A 20,350-nucleotide genomic window follows, 5' to 3' on the forward strand; every position below is an offset into this window, starting at 1 on the left:
TATAGTTGACAGTTTTGTCAGGCTGAGTTCTAGAAGACTCTTTAAATTAAAGTTCCTTCAAAACAAACTCTCGTAAACCTTCATCACATCTTTCGCAATTACGTCATCATTGAATTTCTGGACAAACTGCAAACCTTTCTCCGCACGGCGTTTTCTTTCTGGTTCGTTTTGCCAAAGAAAATTAATTTTTGATTTGATGTCAGCTATATTTTTTGGATCAATGTAAACAGAATCCGGCCCGCCAGCTTCCGGAAGGCAACTTGTATTGCTCGTTATCACTACCGTTTCAGAATATAAAGCTTCGATCACCGGAATCCCGAAACCTTCAAAAAAACTTGGATAGATGAAGATGTCAGCAAGTTTATAGATCGCAGCAAGTTCGTCCATTGAAACACCTTGCAAAAACTGGGCTTCGATTTTACCTTTCGTGATTTCCTTTTTTATTAATTTGAAATATTTTGGTTTCTTAGTTCCAACGACCATCAACGGAATTTTACTATCTTTCAAAGCTTTGACGATGTTCAAAAGGTTTTTCCTAGGCTCAATAGTTCCTACATTCAGGATAAATTTTTCCGGAAGCTGGAATTTTTCTTTGACCAGGTTCATGAATTCCTGCGACTGCTTTTCCTTGAAACTGGCGTGACAACCTTGGTAAACCACTTCAATCTTGCTTTCCGGAACTTTTAAATAATGAATAATATCATTTTTCGTTTGCTCAGAAATAGCTATAATTTTATCCGCCGAAACAGCTGCTTTTTTAAATTTCCAGAAATGAATTTTACGGTCGATCCAGGTGTAATATTGCGGGAATCTTTCAAAGATCAAATCGTGGATGGTCACAACTTTTTTGATTGGTTTTTTATTCCATTTCAAAGGTAATTCGCCGGACAAACCGTGGAAAATATCTGCACCCAGATTCTGTGCATCTATTCCCATTTTGAATTGTCTGGATAACGTTCCTTTCGAAGTTTTGACGTGGGAAACATTTGGAAGTTCCAGAATATTTTTTCCTTTTTCAGACGTTTTTTTGCTGATCAAAATATACTGATTCTTCGGGAAAATCTGAGAAAGAATCCGCACCAGATCGCGGGAATAGTTTCCTAATCCGGATACGCTGGAAAAAGCACGTTTGGCGTCGTAAGCAATCTTCATTAGCTTTTTTTTACGTTTTGACTAGTTAAATAATTCCTAATTGTATCAAACTCATACTTGTTTTTCTTCGCCCAAACTATGAAGTTTTCAAATCGGGTTTCCATCTGTTTTCCTGTATTCTTAAAAGTGTAATTTGGCAATTTATATTTCGGGGCAGAAATATCTGAAAATTCCCACGGATGAAAGTAAATGTTCAAAAATCCTGTCGCACCCAATGATAATCTGGATAACACTTTATAAAACCAAAGCGGAAAGTTATGAAAACTTAACCAAAACAAAGGGACTCTGAAAATCGTAGAAACAGAAGCCGGAAACTGAATTACTTTACCTTGCCAAAAAGGTTTTCTGCTGACTTTGAAATTATTGTATCTGCCTGGAAGATAAGTTGGATTGATGGAAGAATTGTAAAAATAGCCTGCATCTGCCACTGCTTTTTCTGAAACCGGACTCATTCTTGGCATTCTCAAGCCAGTCACTTCCGTATTAAAAAGTTCTTCTAATTTTTGTTTTGATTCTGCCAAATGCTCTTCTTTAAAATCTGAATGAAACCAAGTGTGGGAAGCCAATTCGTGGCCATCCGCTAATAACTGAGTGATGAGATCTGTATTTTCTTGAGCAAAAACTACTGTAGAAAAGAATGTTGCCTTAATATCATATTTTTTGAGAAGCCGGAGGATGTTCTGAAGACCATTGCGGGACACAGAAATCTGTTCCTCGAAAGGAATTTCACCCTGGTACTCCAAAGGCATATCAAATTCTTCGATGTCGAAACTTAGTAAAATCATTAATTGATATTTTTTGAACGGATGATATAGTTCGGACGTTCCTTGACTTGTTTAAAAATTTTACCGAGATAAATTCCGAAAATCCCAAGAATAATCAACTGTAATCCTCCGAAGAAAACAATTGTCATAATGAGCGATGCCCAACCTGAGATTTCTGTCCCGGCAAGAAACGAATAAATAACGTAAATCCCATATCCAACGACTGAAAAAGCTGAGAAAATAAAGCCAAGATATGCTGCGAGGTACAATGGTTTCACACTAAATGCGGTAATCCCTGTGAAGGCAAATTTCATCATCTTCTTAATATTATAGCTGCTTTCACCTGCATTTCTCGAGCCTGCCAGGAAATTGACTGATGTCTGCCGAAATCCCATCCAACTCGTAAGACCTCGCAAAAAAAGATCGTCTTCTGTGAAATTTCTGAATTCCTCTACAACTCTAGCATCTAACAAACGAAAATCTGAACCACCTCCTGCTTTTAGATCCACATCAGAAATCTGTGAAAGAAATTTGTAAAAAACTTCCGATGTTTTCCTTTTGAAATAGGAGATTTCTTTGGGATATTTTCTGTTTGTCAAAACTACGTCGAAACCTTCTTCCCATTTTTTAATCAGTTCCGGAATCAGTTCCGGCGGATGCTGCAAATCTGCGTCCATAGAGATCACAGCGTGTCCGTCGGCAAAATCCATTCCGGCTTTTACGGCCGGCTGATGACCGAAGTTGCGGGAAAACTCGATAAACTTTACATCTTCGTTATTCCGGCTAAATTCTTCTAAAATATTTTGGGTATTATCCCGGCTTCCATCATTCACGAAAACAATTTCAAAACTGTAATTCTCCAGTTTAGAAAAAACAGTTTGTATTCTTTGATAAATCAGGGAAATATTGCCTTCTTCGTTGTGAGCGGGTATGACGATGGATATTTTTTTCATCTGTAAATTCCGTTAATCTAATTTATAGTCCTTATCGAAATCCTTTGTAAGCAATTCGTACATCACACGGAACCAAATCACAATACAAGGAATTGCTTTGGTAGAATATTTAATAAAAACTTCTTCCTTGATAGATTTTGGGAAAAGATCCGAAAATGCAAAACAAGTGAAAATCATTACGAAAACTAATAAACCAATATCCAATTTTGAGAGTTTTCTCTGCATCAAAAACCAAATCATAACGCCTGAAACTGCAATAATGTAAGTCGGACTTTCTGAACCTGAACTGAACAAGACCACAAATAATAAAGTTGAAGACAAAATCATCATTTGGAAAGGTAAAAATTTGAATTGTTTTGTTCTTAAATATGGCAACATAAACAAGGCAAATCCAGGAATCAGGAATATTAAATTAGAAATATCTGCATTTCCTAAAATCCGCCTCACAACGCCCATCAAAGAATAGTCCTGACGAGTTCCCAAAACCTGATTGGACAAATTTTTCTCAGACAATGACTGGTACCAATCCTGGTACGACTGAACCCCAAAATGCGGACTTGAAATCAGCATTGGTAAAAGAAAAAATAAAATTGCTATGACAGCAAATGAAATAATGAACTTCGTTTTGTTTTTAATGAAAAAGAAAGCGGAAAAACCGACTATTCCATAAATCTTCACAAATGTTCCTATGAGAATTGCAAATGCGGATTGCGCTTCCTTCCTTTCATAAATGTAAACGGCGGAAAGAATCAATAATCCTGTGAGAATAATGTTAAACTGAAAATAAGTGGCTGCTGTGATGAATTCCTGAAGACAAAGCCAAGCAAAAAAAGACTTCTTCGCATTGGAAAAAGGAAGTTTATAGATCGCATAGAGGAAAACCAAAGTAATGGCAACATTCCAGAATACAGCACCAAAACCATCCGGCATCATTGCAAAAGGTGCAATCAGCAGGCTGAAAAACACACCATAATGATTGCTGTCAAAAAACAAATCTGGATATTGCAAGAAAATATTCTTCTCTTGTAATGTATTATAAAACACACCTTTGAAAATCAGATAATTATTATAACCGCCTGTTCCCCTTTTATACTTACTGTAAGCCGTGACCGCTGCAACAATGATGTAAATTACAAAGATGATCCGATAATCCGAGATCAGTTTCAGGAACTTCTGTTTCACAATGCTTTCTTAGTTTTGGTTTAAAAAAATTGTCATTCTAAAGAGAAGTTAGATTCTCATTAGAATGACAAATATAAGTTTAAAATCAATATCTCTTAAACCGCGACATTATTTTCTCTCAAAGCATCATTTAGAGAGGTCTTCTTATCTGTAGATTCTTTTCTTTTTCCGATGATTAATGCACAAGGAACCTGATATTCTCCTGCCGGAAACTTCTTCGTGTAACTTCCGGGAATTACTACGGAGCGCTCCGGAACATAACCTTTCGTTTCTATTGGTTCTGGACCTGTAACATCAATAATTTTGGTAGACATCGTCAGACAAACATTAGCGCCCAAAACAGCTTCTTTACCTACGCGAACGCCTTCTACAACAATACAACGAGAACCAATAAAGGCATCATCCTCAATAATAACAGGAGCAGCCTGCAACGGTTCCAAAACACCACCAATTCCAACGCCACCACTCAAATGTACATTCTTCCCGATCTGAGCACAACTACCAACCGTAGCCCAGGTATCTACCATAGTTCCGGAATCTACATAAGCACCGATGTTAACGTAAGATGGCATCAAAATCACGCCGCTTGCCACGAAACTTCCGTGTCTTGCGATAGCGTGAGGCACTACTCTAACGCCTTTTTCCGCATAATTTTTCTTCAAAGGAATTTTGTCATGAAACTCAAAAGGGCCAACTTCTATGGTCTCCATAGTCTGGATTGGGAAATACATCACCACTCCTTTTTTCACCCATTCATTGATCTGCCAGCCGTTTTCTGTAGGCTCAGCTGTACGCAATTCGCCCGCGTCCAGTTTTGCAACTACTTCTCTTACAGCATTCTGATATTCTTCTTCTTTCAAAAGTTCGCGGTTATCCCAAGCTTTTTCGATTTTTTCCTGTAAAGACATATTTTTTATATAAATGATAATTGATTAATGATAATTGATATTATTTGGACTGAAAATAGTCTGTAGCAAAAATAATAAAACTAAAGCACACTTCGTGCAAAAAGGAAAGCTTTGTTCCAGTAAGCTTCGTTGAGTGATGAGATGATCACACCTTTTGAAGTAGAAGAATGAATGAACGTGATTTCTCCGCTGTTCATAATATCGTGAACGATCCCAACGTGTGTTACCGATGATCCGCCAGCTGTTGCAAAGAATAGAAGATCACCTGGTTTTGCTTCAGAAACATTGATGGATCTACCCTGTTTGGCCTGATCGGATGAGCGTCTTGGCATTTGGATTTTGTTTTCGTCAAAAACTTTGCAAACCAATCCTGAACAGTCGAAGCCGGCTTTTGTATTCCCGGCGTATTTGTACGGCGTTCCAAGGTAATTTTCTGCATTGTCCAGAATAGAGGCTCTTGTCCCGGAGACATTTCCTGAATAGGTGGAGCTCAGTTTTTTTAGATTGGCAGATTTTGTGGTAGCAGGTTTTTTGTAAGAATATTTTTTTATGGATTTTGAAGCACCACAAGACACCAGAATTATTGAAAATAAAATTACCAGTAAGGATCTTTTCATTGAGTAGATTTTAAACAGTAATTTTTTTTTCGATAGATTAATTTTGATGGTCTCACAAAAATAGGACACTTATCCAAATTAAACAAGAGTTTGACGTAATTTATATTATGTTGTTGCAATAGATACTGTACCAATATTTAATACAAATATCAAGTAAAATTAGTTACCTTTGACATAGTTAATAAAACTGAACCATAAAAACAAAAACTATGAAAAAATCATTATTTTTTTTTATCCTAATTTTCGTTGGTCTTAAATTTTCTGCTCAGAATACACGTTATGTTACAAAAAATGGCACAGGAAACAAAAATGGCAGCAGTTGGACAAATGCTTCCAATGATATACAATTAATGATCAATGCATCTGTCTCCGGTGATCAGATTTTTGTAGCTGTTGGAACCTATAATCCTAGTCGTACAGCAGATACCAGCACATTCAGCCCTGGCAATAGAAGTAATACATTTTTAATTAAAAACGGTGTAAAACTTTATGGTGGTTTTGATCCAGCCAATGGGATAGATGATCTTGCAGATACACGTATAACACCATCAAAAGCTGGAGCTATAACTGGTGGTACAATTTTACAAGGTACCAACAATGTCCATCATGTGGTTTTAGGTGCAGATGTAAATGACGTAAGTATCGATCTGGATGGTTTTGTAATCACTGGCGCATATTCTGCAGATCTTAATTTATCCCCTTCTTATAGTGGAAGCCTTCTTGTAAATGGTGTTCTCGTCTATTATGTTACAGGAGGAGGGATAATGGCCTCGTCTTCGGCCAGTTCATCTATAAAACTAACAAATTGCAGCGTTAATAATAATTCTGCAGGAAGTAGCGGTGGAGGAATTTTTTGCATATCTAAAGCTTCAAATAATATAAAAATAATTAACAGTAATATCTGTTCAAATTCTGTTGGTGGCTACTCTACCGACACAGGTGGTATTTCAAGCACTGCTGTTTCAAATTCTACTATTGATATTATAAATAGTAATATCAACGACAATACAACATCAGCAGGTAAGAGTACGGGGCCTTCGGGTATTTCCTCATCAGTACAAAACTCTGTTTCTACAATTAATATAATAAATAGTACTATTAGCAATAACAGAAAATTAAGTGGTCTAAACCAAGCTGCATACATGATTGGTACAGGATCCAAAAATACAGCAATTGTGAATGTAACGGGAAGCAGCATTATTGGGACTCATCTGACAGGTCCTACTTGGACTACTGGTACTATTGGCGGAATTTCTTTGTCTGCTCCCAATTGTACAGTAAATTTTCAAAGTAGTACCGTTGCTAACCTTAAAGGCAGTGAATATGTTAGTTTTCCCCAAGAAACTAATAACCTTTTCAAAGCATATAATACTATCATTTATAACAATACAAATAATGGTATAAGTCTGGGAATGGCAGGCAACAATATTATAAAGGACATTCAATACAGCATAGTACAGAATGAGAATAAGACGACTAACGGTAATATAGACGGCACACTAGCCTACCCTAATCTTTTCACAAATCTATCTTCGGGCGATTATACGCTATCAAACTCCAGTCCCGCAAAAGATAAAGGCAGTAATTATCTTTATACTGCAAATGGGGGTGATATAAGTCTTGATAAGGACCTTGCCGGTAATCCGAGAGTATATAATTATGCAATCGGCGGAATCATTGATATGGGAGCTTATGAAAGTCAGACGGGAGCTAACATTAGCACTTCCGAAATTGATTACATTAATGTTAATATCTATCCTAATCCTACTACAGATTTATTGAAAATCAGTAGCGGGACAGAAATTATCGGTTACGAAATTTATGACTTAAGTGGTAAAAAAATGTTAGGTTTAAAAGGTTCCAATTTAGTACAAATCGATATATCAAAACTTCAGCAAAATGAATATATACTACAATTAATCACAAAATCAGGTAAAAGTAAAAATTTGAAGTTTATAAAATACTAACAATACTATTTCGTCATAAATTTTTCAAGCATTTTATAAACATTAGTAAAACTACTATTAAAAGCAACTTTAATAATCAAATTAAAAAGGGTTTGAAATAAAACTTAGTAGTAAATTAAACATCAGAAATTCTTTACCAAACCAATTCCAAAGCTTTTATTCTGATAAAAAGGCATTATCATGGTTTGAGAATGTCCGTTTTTCCCACTTAAAAGCTGATTAATTTTTGGATAAAGCCAATAAGATACTTCGGTTGACAAAATTCCAAAACCCGCTCCTGCAACAACATCGCTGAACCAATGCTTGTCATTCAGCATTCTGTAAACACCTGTAAAAACAGCAAATGAATAACCCGAAATTCCTAACAGAAAATTGGAATCTTTATATTCTCTGTACATAAACTGAGCCGATGCAAAAGCAAAAGCTGTATGCCCGGACGGAAATGAAAGATTGTTAGAACCATCTGGTCTTTCCTCTTTCGTAATATGCTTCAATGGAAGTGTAATTGCGGAAGTGATCAACAAAGATGTTCCATAAATAATGCTTCGATCTTTGAAATTATGTTTTCCTTCAACCCCAAAAGCATTTAATCCATATACTAAAACACCTGGTGCAAACTGCGTATAATTATCCAATCTGATGTGATCCGGCTTATGTTCATTGATCTCGGTTCGGGTTGAGAAGTTCAGTTTTTTCAAACCGTCTATTTTCAAAGTTGCAGCACCGTAAGCAATAAATGCGGCAGGAATAATAAGTTTTTTGTCACTGAATTGATGTGTTTTGTCATAAGAGTTCGATGATGTAATTATTGTATCTTTTATTTCATTAGTATCCAAACTATCTTGTGCTTTGAATGCTTGAAAATTTAATAAAATTAAAACCAGACTTGATATCAGACTTTTCATAATGAGATTTAAAAGTTAAAAATGCAACCCGATTTAGAAGAAATTTTGAATTATTTCTTAGTCAATAACGTTTCATTTTTTGTCATTTTCATCTTTCCGTTTTTGAATCTTTCACTGGCGGTTTGGTAATAAGAAATGGTTTGAGAAACGAGTTCGTTATTTTTAGTTTTCATTTCGGATAAAGCCTGATCATTTCCGGAAACACCGAATTGTTTTACTCTTTTTCTGTCATCAATCTGAGTAAAGATATTTCCTTTCAGCATTCCCAGAGTTCTATAGTTTCCTAAGAAAGCTCTCTCGTCTCCAGGTTTTGTTTGATTAATATCTTTTCCATACAAATTTGTGTCATAATTCCATCCGAGATATCCGAACAATATTGGCATCAGATCAATCTGAGAAGTCAGACGATCAATCTTTTCTGCTTTGTGAGGCAGATTATAAATAATGGCAGGAATATGATGATTCTTAATATTGATTTCCCATTTCCCGGCGCTGTTTGCACAATGATCTGCAACGATTAGAAATACTGTATTTTTGAACCAGGGTTTCGTTTTGGCTTCGGCAAGAAATTTCCCCAAAGCATAATCTGTATATTTTACAGCCGCATTTCTGTTGCCTTGCGGAAGATCAATCTTTCCATTTGGAAAAGTATAAGGTTTGTGGTTGGAAGTCGTCATTACAAACTGGAAAAAAGGTTTGTTTGCTTTTGCGTCTTTATCAGCATATTTTATCGATTGTCTGTAAAGATCTTCGTCACAAATTCCCCACGCATTTTCGAAACTAACTTCATTATCTGCGATCTGGAAACGTTTTGTCTTAATATCATCCGATAATGCATTTCCCCTGTTTCTATCCACAATATCAAAACCTTGTCCACCAAAAAAATTGTTCATATTATCAAAATAGCCGTCGCCACCATAAATAAAATAAGGCTGATAATTTTTCTGTTTCAAAATGGTCGAAATTGAAAACAGATTCTGATTGTTCGGTCTTCTTACAATACTATTTCCTGGCGTTGGCGGAACAGACAATGTCAAAGCTTCCATTCCGCGAACGGTTCTGGTTCCGGTTGCATAAAGGTTTGTAAAGAAAATACTTTCATCAGCAAGCTTGTCGTAATTTGGTGTGATGTTGTCTTTATTACCGAATGCTTTTATGAATTCTCCGCTGAAACTTTCTATGGTTATCAAAATAATATTTGGTTTTTGTTCCGCATTTCCCTTTGTTGTTCGGGAAATATCATCTGTAATATTGGAATCATAAGTTTGATTTTCCTGCAAAAGATCGTTCTTCAAAACTTTGTAAGCTTCTTTATCAGAGATTTTTGGATAGAACGTTGCATAATCCAACTCATTAGCTTTGAAAGCCGTAAAAAACGAAAACACGCCATTTTTCCCTAATTCATTCACAACCAGATTATCTGTAGATTCTGCCTGTTTATTTTTCATTAATAATCCCAAACCAACTGCAATAATGATAAGCGGAAATGCAAATCCTGAACGAATAGAAATTGATCTTTTATCTGAAAATGTATTTCGGAAAGCACCGGTTTTTTTTAATGAAAAAAGTGTAAATCCAACTAATGCAACCAAAACTCCAAAAATCAAAGGAAGCGGATAAGACTGGTTGATATTTTCGACAACTTCATAAGTATAAATCAAATAATCAACGGCAATAAAATTGAACCTCACTCCAAACTCATCCCAAAAGGGAATCTCCGCCAACAGACTGAAATAGATGATAATTAAAATTAAAACCAGATAAAAATAAGTGAAGACTTTATCGAACTTGGAACCGATCCATTTTTTCGGAAATATCAATAAATAAACAGTATATAACAGAAGAAATAGAGATCCAACTGCCAAATCAAAAAAGAATCCTGTGAAAAATGCCTTCGAAATATGTAGAAAATTAAGATCTAAATCCTTCGACGACCAAAGCAAAAATACAATCCTTACAACAAATGAAAGAATAATATAAAGACTTAAAATTGATATTAATACAGAAAATCTACTTCTGAATAATTTTGCAAAGAATGCTTTTGGATTCATAATGACACGTTGTTGAACGTGCAAAGTAAAAACCCAATTTAGAAGAAATTTTGAATTTAAAAATCTATGGAAAATAGGTGAAGATTATTTTCAAACCGGTAATTGATATTCCAATTTTGAAGTATGCAAATTTGTTTGATAATCGCTAATCCCAATCCGCTTCCGCGATTGTCTGTTGACAGTTTGGAAAATCTTTTGAAAAGCAGATCTTCATTCAGTTTTTCTGTTCCGGAATTGGAAACTTCAAATACTGAATTGGTCAGTCTGATATTAATCAAACCATTGGAAGATGTGTGACGAATAGCGTTTAGAATCAGATTATTAATGAGAACTTCCAGCAGACTGCTGTTTCCTTTCACTTCAACATTGAATGAAATTTCTGACTTCACAGTAATATTTTTCTGTTCAAAATGTTCCTCTAAAATCTCAACACTTTGATTCAATAATTCATCAAACCGGATCAATTCAGAATTATCAAACTGGCTGTTATCAATCTTCGCCAAAAGCAAAAGATTCCTGTTGATTCTGGAACTTCTTGTCAAAGCCTTGTTCATTTCTTCGGCAATCTGATATTGTTTTTCCGTCAGATCTTGGTTCTGTAATAGAATATCTAATTTATTTTTCAGAATAGCCAATGGCGTTTGCAGCTCGTGTGAAGCATTTTCCGTGAATTCTTTCTGCGTTTTGTAAACGGAAATATTCTGATCTATTAATTTGGTTAAAGATTGATTGAGTTCATTAAATTCTTTAATATCGGTTTCTCCAAATTCAATTTTAGTCTGCTGATTCAGATTGAAAGTTTTGAGCTGATCCAATGTCTTTCGGAAAGGTTTCCAAACAGATTTAGACAATCTTCTGTTCAAAAGTAACAATCCTCCGACAATTAAAATGAAAAGAAAAACGGTGGTTGCAGAGATGAAAAATATGGTTTCCTGAGATTCTTCAATGTTTGTTTCTACACGAAAGCGAAACGGCTTTTTATTAAGATAAATAATCTTGGAAAGTCCTCTGTACCTGTCTATATCTTCGAAATTTAAAAAATCGTGTGGCTTTTCCAAGATGAAAATACTGTCCCTGAGATTGTCATTTTCTTTCAAACTTTGAATATTCGTACTTGGTTGAATCTCATTCCAAAACTGTATCGTTTTCAGAAGTTTTTGGTCTGTCAAATTCAAACTATTGAGTTGGAAAGAAGTTTTTCTCGCTACAATCTCGTTATGCTCGTCCAGCTCGTGTTTCCAAATCGCATCTACCACAAAATAATAAATGGGAATACTAATGACCAGAATAATAAGGACATAGATGATAAATGGTTTGGTAGTTTTGCTTAGTAATGGTTTCAACGGAGTAAATTTATGAAATTTCCCACTTGTATCCAGTTCCGTAAACGGTTTTTAAATAATGCTCACAACCTGCGTCGTAAAGTTTCTTTTTCAAATTTTTGACGTGGGCATAGACAAAGTCGTGATTATCCAGCATATCTGCAAAATCTCCGGAAAGATGCTCTGCCAAAGTACTTTTGGAAATCACTTTGTTTTTGTTTCCGATAAAATAAATCAGAAGATCAAATTCCTTTTTTGTCAGAGAAATAATCTCATCATTTATAGAAACAGATTTCGCAAGAAGATCAATCTGCAATTCATTCTGCTTTACAACATTCGAGTTATTGAACTGCTTTCGCCGGATAATTGAGTAGATTCTAGCCATCAATTCAGACAAATGAAATGGCTTTGTGAGATAATCATCCGCACCCAACTGTAAACCTTTTATCTTATCATCCAGCGCATTTTTCGCAGAGATTATGATAACGCCGTCTTGTTTATTTTGAGATTTCAGTTCCTCTAATATTTTGAGTCCGTTACCGTCCGGAAGCATAATATCAAGTAGAATACAGTCATATTGGAACATTTCGATCTTATGAATGGCTTCGTCAAAAGTTGAAGCAAATTCGCACAAGTAGTTTTCTTCCGAAAGATATTCCGCAATGCTTTTCGCCAGTTCTGTTTCGTCCTCAATGATTAGAATTTTCATCAGTATAAATTATTCAGCCAATTTACAGTTTGAATTTAGAAGAAATTTTGAATGAAGATAAAATAAAAAATCCTTACAAAATAATTGTAAGGATAAAGTGGAGAATACGGGGATCGAACCCGTCACCTTTAGACTGCCAGTCTAACGCTCTAGCCAGATGAGCTAATTCCCCTTTTGTAATGCAATGATAATGATTTTGCAGATTACCAGCAAAATTAAATTCAAATTAATCATAAAAAAATCGGGCTCAAATAAATTTGAACCCGATTTCTGTAAAACGTAAAATTTAAAAATATGAAATCAATTTTGATTTGATTTTAAATACTCATCGATGATCTCGAACGCCTTTTTTTCGTCTTTAAGATCAACTTTAATAAAAGTGTTGGTTGCAGTGGGAGTCGAAAGAAAACTAAGATAAGAGTTTTCAACATCACATTTTATTCCTGCATCTTCCAGCTTAGACTTCATCAGCTGGATCTCCTGGGGGCTGCTGCTTTCGTAAACAGAAACTCTGGTTGTTGCATCCATAATTCAGATTTTGATTTTATTAAGGATAAGCAATTTATAAAAAAAATATCAAAATCCGAAATTCTTTATATTAAATTCTCAAATATTGAATTTATTTTATCTAAAACAATCTGGATTTCTTCTTTCGTTATATTAAGATGCGGACGGAATCTGATGGATTTATCACCACACGTTAATCCAAGCACACCTTCTTCATAAAGCCTTTTGTACAACCAGTTTCTTGTGTCGTGATCTTTTAAGTCGAATGCACACATCAAGCCTTTTCCTCTGGCCGCAAAGATTTGCTCCGGATATTTTTGTTCTAATTTTTTGAGTCCATCTAAAAGAAATTCTCCCACAACTTTAGAATTTTCAACCAGATTTTCATTTTCAATAATTTCTAAAACCAATTGAAAACGAAGCATGTCAATAAAATTCCCACCGAAAGTAGAATTGATCCTGGAACTTTCCACGAAAACGTGATGTTCCACTTCGTCCAGTTTTTCTTTGTTCGCCAAAATCCCGCAAACCTGTGTTTTTTTACCAAAAGAAATCACATCCGGAATAATTCCCAAATGTTCATAAGCCCACATTTTTCCCGTCATTCCGATTCCGGTCTGCACTTCATCAAGAATTAAAAGGATCTCATTTTCGTCGCAGATTCTTCTCAATTCAGCAAAGAATTCATTTCGGAAATGGTTATCTCCACCTTCAGCCTGGATTGGTTCGATGATGATACAGGCAACCTGATCCGGATTAGCCAAAATTGCTTCCTGAATATGAAGCAAAGCCATTTGTTCGTGCTTGATAGTTTCTTCAAGATTTTCTTCCGTGATTGGGAAATTCAGTTTTGGATTGGTAATTCTTGGCCACTCGAATTTTGGGAAATATTGGTGTTTTCTTGGATCAGAAGTGTTCGTTAATGATAATGTATAACCGCTTCTTCCGTGGAAAGATTGCTTGAAATGAATGACTAAATTAGCTTCTTTATCGATGTTTTTCTGCCAGTTTTTTCTGGTTTTCCAGTCGAAAGCTGTCTTCAAAGCGTTTTCTACAGCTAATGCACCACCTTCTACGAAAAAGCAGTAAGGCAATTCTTTCGGGATTGCCACTCTGGAGAAAACGTCCATAAAATCTGCATATTCCTGAAGATAAACATCGCTTAAAGTTGGTTTGTAAATTGCCATTTTTCCAAGCCAGTTGGCTTTTTCCAAAATATAAGGATGATTGTAACCAACGGCTGCCGAGGCAAACATCGAGAACATATCAAGATATTCTTTGCCAGTCAAACGGTCAACAATATAAGATCCGTGGGACTTTTCAAAATCCATTACAAAATCGAAACCGTCTGCTAGGATGTGTTTACCGAGTGTTTCTTTTACTTTATTTTCTGTAGTTGTTATCATTTATGAATTTTATTATTTAAAAATTTCTATAAGTTTTTTTTTAGATTTCTCTTTTTCTTCATCGTACGAGAAAACTGGAATCATCGTAAATGCTAGGACAAAGAAGAAAAACACCATGTTCATTGTTACATTTAATAATCCTATCACATTTAAAAATATGACTAAAAATATTACAAACACTACCATTACTAAAGAAAAAACAACACTAAATATCGCTGGTCTAATCGATACTTTGACAATGAATTTTCCATCTTTTTCAGAAATATTTCCTGTAGAAACAGCTTCTAAAACTCCTCTGGCATTGGCAATTTTTGTGACTTTAAATGTCTTATTGGAAATTATTCCTCGAAACATTGTTTTCTTATTAAAGCCAAAAAAGGAAAAATAATTTTTATTTGTTATTTTTTTCAGCTCAGCCAAACTTTCTGCTAATTTTTTTGTTGTTTCAATTTCAAAATGCTCAACAATTTTCATCAACAATTAAATTTTACAAATCGAATTTAATTCCCTGAGCCAAAGGCAAACTGGTTGTATAATTGATTGTATTGGTTTGTCTTCTCATATAATATTTCCAGACATCGGAACCGGATTCTCTTCCGCCGCCGGTTTCTTTTTCTCCACCAAAAGCACCACCGATTTCTGCACCGGAAGTTCCGATATTCACGTTGGCAATTCCACAATCGGAACCGCCGTTTGAAAGGAACAATTCTGCTTCTCTCAGATTTTGAGTCATTATTGCGGAACTTAATCCTTGCGGAACATCATTCTGTAAAGCGATTGCTTCGTCCAGAGTTTTATATTTAATCAAATAAAGAATTGGTGCAAAAGTCTCGTGCTGAACGATTTCGTAACTGTTTTCAACCTCAGCGATACAAGGTTTTACATAACATCCGGAAGTGTAATTTTCGACTTCCAAAACACCACCTTCAACTACGAATTTTCCGCCTTCAGCTTTACATTTTTCGATGGAATTCTGATATTGTTCTACTGCCGATTTGTCGATCAATGGACCAACGTGATTAGATTCGTCCAATGGATTTCCGATTTTCAATTGTCCGTAAGCTTTTACCAAACGGTCTCTCACTTCGTCGTAAACAGATTCGTGGATGATTAAACGTCTTGTAGAAGTACATCTTTGACCGGCAGTTCCTACTGCACCGAAAACTGCACCAATGATACTCATATTGATGTCAGCATTTTCCGTAATAATGATCGCATTATTTCCACCTAATTCAAGAATCGATTTTCCGAAACGTTTTGCCACATTTTGTCCTACGATTCTTCCAACTCTGGTAGAACCTGTGAAGGAAACGAGAGAAATTCTTTTATCATTCACCAATTTATCACCAATCTCGTGGTCTGCAATCACCAAACTTGAAATACCTTCCGGAAGTCCGTTTTCTTTTGCAACTTCAAGAAAAATATTTTGACAGGCAATCGCACAAAGCGGTGTTTTTTCTGATGGTTTCCAGACGACAACATTTCCGCAAATCCAAGCTAAAGAAGCATTCCACGCCCAAACGGCAACCGGAAAATTGAATGCAGATATTACGCCTACAATTCCCAGTGGATGATACTGCTCATACATCCTGTGACCAGGTCTTTCGGAATGCATCGTGTAACCGTGAAGCTGACGGGACAATCCTACTGCAAAATCGCAGATATCTATCATCTCCTGAACTTCGCCAAGACCTTCCTGAAGAGATTTTCCCATTTCGTAAGAAACAAGTTTTCCAAGATCATCTTTGTATTCTCTCAGTTTATTTCCAAACTGGCGAACCAAATCACCACGTTTCGGAGAAGGAATTTGTCTGAATTCTTTAAAAGCTTCCTGAGCTTTTGACAACACTTTTTCGTAGTCATTGGCGTCTGAAGTTTTGATTGAAGCGATTTGATTTCCGTCAACCGGAGAAAAGCTTTCTATACTTTGACCAGAGGAGAAAAATTCTAATCCTGTTGAAGTTCCGTTGTTTTCTGTTGAAATACCTAATCTTTTTAGACTTTCTGATATTGAAATTGAGGACATAAAGTTTTTTAATTTTGAAGTCTCTAAAGATAAAAATATATTTTGAGCGACAAAATTTAAAACTAACAATCGTTAGTAAATGAGTTTAATAGTAGAAAGATTTGGGTAATTTTATACTTTTAAACTATTTTGAATCAATCTAAACTGCAGAATTTTTCTTATTTTTGACAAAAATAAAAAATGGAGAAGCAGGAAAAGATTGAGGAAAACCTAGAAGAAAAAAAAGTACCGAAATGGAAGATCTTGCTGAAGAAATTTGGAATTGGAGGTATTATTTTTTTCACTGTAAAAGGAATCATTACCTCTACGCTGATTTATTTTTTAGGTAAGAATTTCTGGATCATTATCCGGGATTATTTTGCAAACTGGTTTAATTAGTAATTCTCCTCTTTTTTCGTCATTAAATGATCTATGGAGAACTTTCCGGAACCCATAATAAGAATTATAAAATAAAAGAAAAAATACAAAACACTCAATTCTTTAGCCTCGTAAGGATCTGAACCGTGAACAACGAAACATGCGACCAGCATAGTGATGATTAGCGGAATACATGCAATTCTTGTAAAAAGCCCAACAATTATAAAAATTGAACACAAAAATTCTGCAAAAACGACCAAAACCATCGTAAAAATAGATCCCATTCCAAGAAAATGCATGAATTTAATATGATCATTCTCTACCAACGTCTGGAGTTTGGGTATGCCGTGCGTAAGCATAGACAAACCTACAAAAATGCGGACAAGCAATATTCCGACCTCTACAACATTAGGATTTGGTTTTGTTGAATTTATATTTTTCATCTTTGTGTCTTAAAAAATATCCTAATTCAAATCTACAAAAAAATCCTTTATAGAAAAGGATTTGTATAGATATTATCTGTAACCGAAATTTTTAAGATCTCTGTCATTTTTCCGCCAGTCTTTTTTGACTTTTACGAAAAGGCTGAGATGTATTTTTTTGCTGAAGAATTTTTCCAGATCGATACGCGCTTCTGTACCTACTTTTTTGATCATTTCGCCTTTGTGACCAATGATGATACCTTTCTGCGTATCACGTTCTACGTAGATTATAGAATCGATAACGATAGCACCTTCTTTTTCTTTAAACTGTTCGGTAACAACTTCTACGGCATAAGGTATTTCTTTATCGTAATTCAAAAGGATTTTTTCACGGATTGCCTCATTCACGAAAAAACGTTCCGGTCTGTCCGTGTACATCTCCTTGTCGTAATACGGTGGATTTTCTGGCAACATCTCTTTCAGTTTCGGAAGGATGACGTGCGTGTTGAAAGAATTAAGAGCAGAAATAGGAAGAATCTCAGCTTTCGGGATTTTCTCGTGCCAGTCTGTAGCTATTTTCTCAAGCGCTTCCTGATTGGTTTGATCAATTTTATTTAATAATAATAAAACCGGAACAGGAATCTTATTCAATTTATCAATCAAAAATTCTGATTGTTCTGCCTTGTCCGTCACATCTACAATGAACAGGAAAACGTCTGCATCCTGCAAAGAATCTTTCACAACGTCCATCATTTTTTCCTGCAAACCGTATTTTGGATCCAGAACGCCCGGCGTGTCAGAAAAAACGATTTGAAGATCCTCTTCATTATAAATCCCGAAAATCCTGTGTCGGGTGGTTTGTGCTTTTTGGGTTACAATTGCCAGCTTCTCTCCCATCAATTGATTGAGAAGTGTTGATTTTCCGGCGTTTGGTTTCCCAACGATGTTTACGAATCCTGCTTTGTGCATTGGTAGAAATTAGATTTTAGACTTAAGCAATTAGAACAAAGTCTTTGATTGAAATTTCGGCAAAGTTACGGAATTTTTGGAGTAAGACTTCTATAATCCTAACATTAAAATTATCAGTAAGTTACATTATATTTAAAATATTTTTTAACTTTAAGGCTAAATAAAATTATGACCTATGAAAAAAACTTTCCTCTTTCTTTTTGTGACCAATGTATTTTTCGCACAAAACTCAGAATTAATAAATACAAACTGGCAAGTGACCAAATTTGTTGGCGAAATGTTTCCTACGGATCAACTTCCTCCGTCAATGCCTTACCAACAGGTTACTGATTTTAGTAGTAATCCATCAAAACTCAGTTTAACGTTTTTCAACAATGTCTCAGCGGATATAACTTATACTGGGCAGAATGTTTTTACAGTAAACAGTAAAGCTTGTACCTTGGCAGACTATGGTGGCGATAATGGACAGGTCAACCATTTTTTTGGGTTATTGTGTAATTTCTTTATAAAAGACACAAACTATTATTACTTTATTGAAAATAATGGCACTGAAAAAACTTTAACAATTGGCAATGCGATATTCCAGGAAATTCATTTTAAATCTGGAAATCTAGGGACAAAAGACATTCAATCATCCAAAGTTGTTCTCGGTCCAAATCCAGTAAAAAACATTTTAAACATCAATAATCCTGCTAATATAACCTCAGTAAAAATATTTGATTCTTCGGGGAAATTAGTTTATGACAAACATGATGAAAAGTCGAAAACATTAAGTATTGATATGCACACCTTTAAAACAGGAACGTACATTATCCAGCTAAACGGTGAGGAAAATTATAAAGTTATTAAAGAATAATTATTGTAAATTAAAACAAAATCGGTTCAAATTTGAGCCGATTTTTTTATTTAAAGTTTTACCTTTGGAACTTCACTTTTTCAATCATCATTTATGTTTACAGCCAAAGAAATTTCAGAGATTAATTCACTTCTCGTTCCCGAAAAAAATATCGTCATTGTAACACACCACAACCCAGACGGCGACGCAATCGGCTCTTCTCTTGGTCTGAAACATTACCTCAAAACAAAAGGAATCGAAGCCACTGTAATCGTTCCCAATGATTTTCCAAAGTTTCTGAAATGGATGCCGGAAGCGAAGAAAATCGTGATTGGAGAATACAAAAGAAAAGTCGCCGGCGAAGCCATTTATAATGCGGATGTTATTTTCTGTCTGGATTTTAATTCGCCGACAAGAATCGGACTTCTTGGCGATTGGGTGACGAAAGCCAAAGCAAAGAAAATCCTGATCGATCATCATCAGATGCCTGAGAAATTCGATTTTGTATATTCTGATACTACGATTCCTGCGACTTGCCAGATGATTTATCATTTTATACAGGCCAACAATGATGAAAAATCTGTAAATCTGGATGTTGCACAATGTCTTTACACCGGAATAATGACCGACACTGGCGGTTTCCGGTTTCGATCTACGAGTGCAAGTACGCACAGAATTGTGGCTGACTTAATTGAAAAAGGAGCAGATCCAGCCATCATCACTTCCAACACTTGGGACACGAATACGATTTCAAGATTGCATCTGCTTTCCCTCGTCCTGAGTAGAATCGAATTGACAAAAGAAGGAAAAGTAGCAATCCTCTGGCTGAAACGTGCTGAACTGAAAGAATATGGCTTTGATAAAGGTGATACGGAAGGTTTTGTCAACTACGGATTAAGTGTTCTTGGAACCAAAATGGCGGTTTTCTTTATGGAAGATCTTTATGAGGATTTTATCAAGATCTCTTTCCGTTCCAAAGATTCTGTGGACACCAATCAGTTTGCGAGAAAGCACTTCAATGGTGGCGGACACATCAATGCTTCCGGTGGGAAATATTTCAAATCTATGGAGGAAACGATTGAGGATTTCAAAGAGAAGATTGAGGCGGAAGAGTTTTAATATTTGCTTAAATTCTGACAAATTATGATTGACAGAAAAAATCCCTAACCCTGATGGGAACGGCATCCTTTTTTGTCTTTTCTGGAAACTTTCTTTTTGATGACAAAAGGTCTAAGACAAAAAAGATATAGCACTTCGACAAGCTCAGTATAAATTACCAGCGGGAAACAACTCCTAAA

20 protein-coding genes and 1 tRNA gene are annotated in these 20,350 nt (G+C 35.4%); 4 read left to right on the plus strand and 17 right to left on the minus strand.

Going from position 1 to position 20,350, the window contains the following annotated elements; all coding sequences use genetic code 11:
- Positions 1-57 precede the first annotated feature (57 nt).
- The 6 genes from OPU68_RS13885 to OPU68_RS13910 all read right to left on the minus strand — a co-directional run bounded on the left by OPU68_RS13885 (position 58) and on the right by OPU68_RS13910 (position 5,576).
- Positions 58-1,152 carry a glycosyltransferase family 4 protein gene (locus OPU68_RS13885; RefSeq protein ID WP_498474579.1) on the minus strand — a complete coding sequence of 365 codons (1,095 nt, stop codon included), beginning with the start codon at positions 1,150-1,152 and terminating at the stop codon, positions 58-60.
- A complete protein-coding gene (locus OPU68_RS13890) occupies positions 1,152-1,937 on the minus strand; it encodes a polysaccharide deacetylase family protein (RefSeq protein ID WP_498474580.1) in 786 nt (261 codons plus the stop codon). Before OPU68_RS13890 ends, OPU68_RS13885 begins: the two co-directional genes overlap by 1 nt.
- The gene (locus OPU68_RS13895; RefSeq protein ID WP_498474581.1) at positions 1,937-2,869 is read right to left on the minus strand and encodes a glycosyltransferase family 2 protein; all 933 of its coding nucleotides are present in this window, start codon (positions 2,867-2,869) and stop codon (positions 1,937-1,939) included. Before OPU68_RS13895 ends, OPU68_RS13890 begins: the two co-directional genes overlap by 1 nt.
- Before the next feature lie 12 nt (positions 2,870-2,881).
- Positions 2,882-4,051, minus strand: a complete 1,170-nt coding sequence (locus tag OPU68_RS13900; protein ID WP_498474582.1) for a glycosyltransferase family 87 protein — start codon at positions 4,049-4,051, stop codon at positions 2,882-2,884.
- A 95-nt stretch (positions 4,052-4,146) separates the two neighbouring features.
- Positions 4,147-4,959 (minus strand): 2,3,4,5-tetrahydropyridine-2,6-dicarboxylate N-succinyltransferase, encoded by an 813-nt coding sequence (locus tag OPU68_RS13905; RefSeq protein WP_498474583.1) that lies wholly within the window; start codon positions 4,957-4,959, stop codon positions 4,147-4,149.
- 80 nt (positions 4,960-5,039) lie between these two features.
- Positions 5,040-5,576: a C40 family peptidase gene (locus tag OPU68_RS13910; protein ID WP_498474584.1), complete on the minus strand. Its 537-nt coding sequence runs from the start codon at positions 5,574-5,576 to the stop codon at positions 5,040-5,042.
- Between the two features lie 209 nt (positions 5,577-5,785).
- Between OPU68_RS13910 and OPU68_RS13915 the strand changes: the two genes are divergently transcribed.
- On the plus strand, positions 5,786-7,543 hold the full coding sequence (locus tag OPU68_RS13915; RefSeq protein WP_498474585.1) for a T9SS type A sorting domain-containing protein: 1,758 nt from the start codon (positions 5,786-5,788) through the stop codon (positions 7,541-7,543).
- 122 nt (positions 7,544-7,665) lie between these two features.
- Here OPU68_RS13915 and OPU68_RS13920 read toward each other — a convergent pair whose 3' ends face one another.
- The 9 genes from OPU68_RS13920 to amaB all read right to left on the minus strand — a co-directional run bounded on the left by OPU68_RS13920 (position 7,666) and on the right by amaB (position 16,469).
- Positions 7,666-8,448 (minus strand): phosphatase PAP2 family protein, encoded by a 783-nt coding sequence (locus OPU68_RS13920; RefSeq protein WP_498474586.1) that lies wholly within the window; start codon positions 8,446-8,448, stop codon positions 7,666-7,668.
- Between the two features lie 50 nt (positions 8,449-8,498).
- Positions 8,499-10,499, minus strand: a complete 2,001-nt coding sequence (locus tag OPU68_RS13925; RefSeq protein WP_498474587.1) for an LTA synthase family protein — start codon at positions 10,497-10,499, stop codon at positions 8,499-8,501.
- A gap of 56 nt (positions 10,500-10,555) precedes the next feature.
- Positions 10,556-11,842, minus strand: coding sequence for a sensor histidine kinase (locus OPU68_RS13930; protein WP_498474588.1), 1,287 nt, complete (start codon positions 11,840-11,842; stop codon positions 10,556-10,558).
- Between the two features lie 10 nt (positions 11,843-11,852).
- The gene (locus tag OPU68_RS13935; protein ID WP_498474589.1) at positions 11,853-12,530 is read right to left on the minus strand and encodes a response regulator transcription factor; all 678 of its coding nucleotides are present in this window, start codon (positions 12,528-12,530) and stop codon (positions 11,853-11,855) included.
- Positions 12,531-12,628: 98 nt separating this feature from the next.
- Positions 12,629-12,702 (minus strand) — tRNA-Ala (locus OPU68_RS13940).
- 128 nt (positions 12,703-12,830) lie between these two features.
- On the minus strand, positions 12,831-13,058 hold the full coding sequence (locus OPU68_RS13945; RefSeq protein ID WP_034975323.1) for a putative signal transducing protein: 228 nt from the start codon (positions 13,056-13,058) through the stop codon (positions 12,831-12,833).
- 65 nt (positions 13,059-13,123) lie between these two features.
- Complete coding sequence (gene lat / locus OPU68_RS13950; RefSeq protein ID WP_498474590.1) at positions 13,124-14,443, minus strand: L-lysine 6-transaminase; 1,320 nt, start codon at positions 14,441-14,443, stop codon at positions 13,124-13,126.
- 12 nt (positions 14,444-14,455) lie between these two features.
- Positions 14,456-14,917, minus strand: a complete 462-nt coding sequence (locus OPU68_RS13955) for a hypothetical protein (protein WP_498474591.1) — start codon at positions 14,915-14,917, stop codon at positions 14,456-14,458.
- A 13-nt stretch (positions 14,918-14,930) separates the two neighbouring features.
- Complete coding sequence (amaB, locus tag OPU68_RS13960; protein ID WP_498474592.1) at positions 14,931-16,469, minus strand: L-piperidine-6-carboxylate dehydrogenase; 1,539 nt, start codon at positions 16,467-16,469, stop codon at positions 14,931-14,933.
- 180 nt (positions 16,470-16,649) lie between these two features.
- Between amaB and OPU68_RS13965 the strand changes: the two genes are divergently transcribed.
- Positions 16,650-16,847 carry a hypothetical protein gene (locus OPU68_RS13965; RefSeq protein WP_498474593.1) on the plus strand — a complete coding sequence of 66 codons (198 nt, stop codon included), beginning with the start codon at positions 16,650-16,652 and terminating at the stop codon, positions 16,845-16,847.
- Here the strand turns inward: OPU68_RS13965 and OPU68_RS13970 are convergent.
- On the minus strand, positions 16,844-17,269 hold the full coding sequence (locus OPU68_RS13970) for a DoxX family protein (protein ID WP_498474594.1): 426 nt from the start codon (positions 17,267-17,269) through the stop codon (positions 16,844-16,846). The two genes, OPU68_RS13965 and OPU68_RS13970, sit on opposite strands and share 4 nt — an antisense overlap.
- 72 nt (positions 17,270-17,341) lie before the next feature.
- Positions 17,342-18,217, minus strand: a complete 876-nt coding sequence (gene era / locus OPU68_RS13975) for a GTPase Era (RefSeq protein ID WP_498474595.1) — start codon at positions 18,215-18,217, stop codon at positions 17,342-17,344.
- Positions 18,218-18,392: 175 nt separating this feature from the next.
- On the opposite strand from era, the gene OPU68_RS13980 reads away from it, so the two are divergent.
- Both OPU68_RS13980 and OPU68_RS13985 read left to right on the plus strand, forming a co-directional pair.
- Positions 18,393-19,073, plus strand: coding sequence for a T9SS type A sorting domain-containing protein (locus OPU68_RS13980; protein ID WP_498474596.1), 681 nt, complete (start codon positions 18,393-18,395; stop codon positions 19,071-19,073).
- Positions 19,074-19,166: 93 nt separating this feature from the next.
- Positions 19,167-20,171 carry a DHH family phosphoesterase gene (locus OPU68_RS13985; RefSeq protein WP_498474597.1) on the plus strand — a complete coding sequence of 335 codons (1,005 nt, stop codon included), beginning with the start codon at positions 19,167-19,169 and terminating at the stop codon, positions 20,169-20,171.
- Positions 20,172-20,350 lie beyond the last annotated feature (179 nt).

Source organism: Chryseobacterium sp. TB1-D10 (assembly GCF_059803555.1).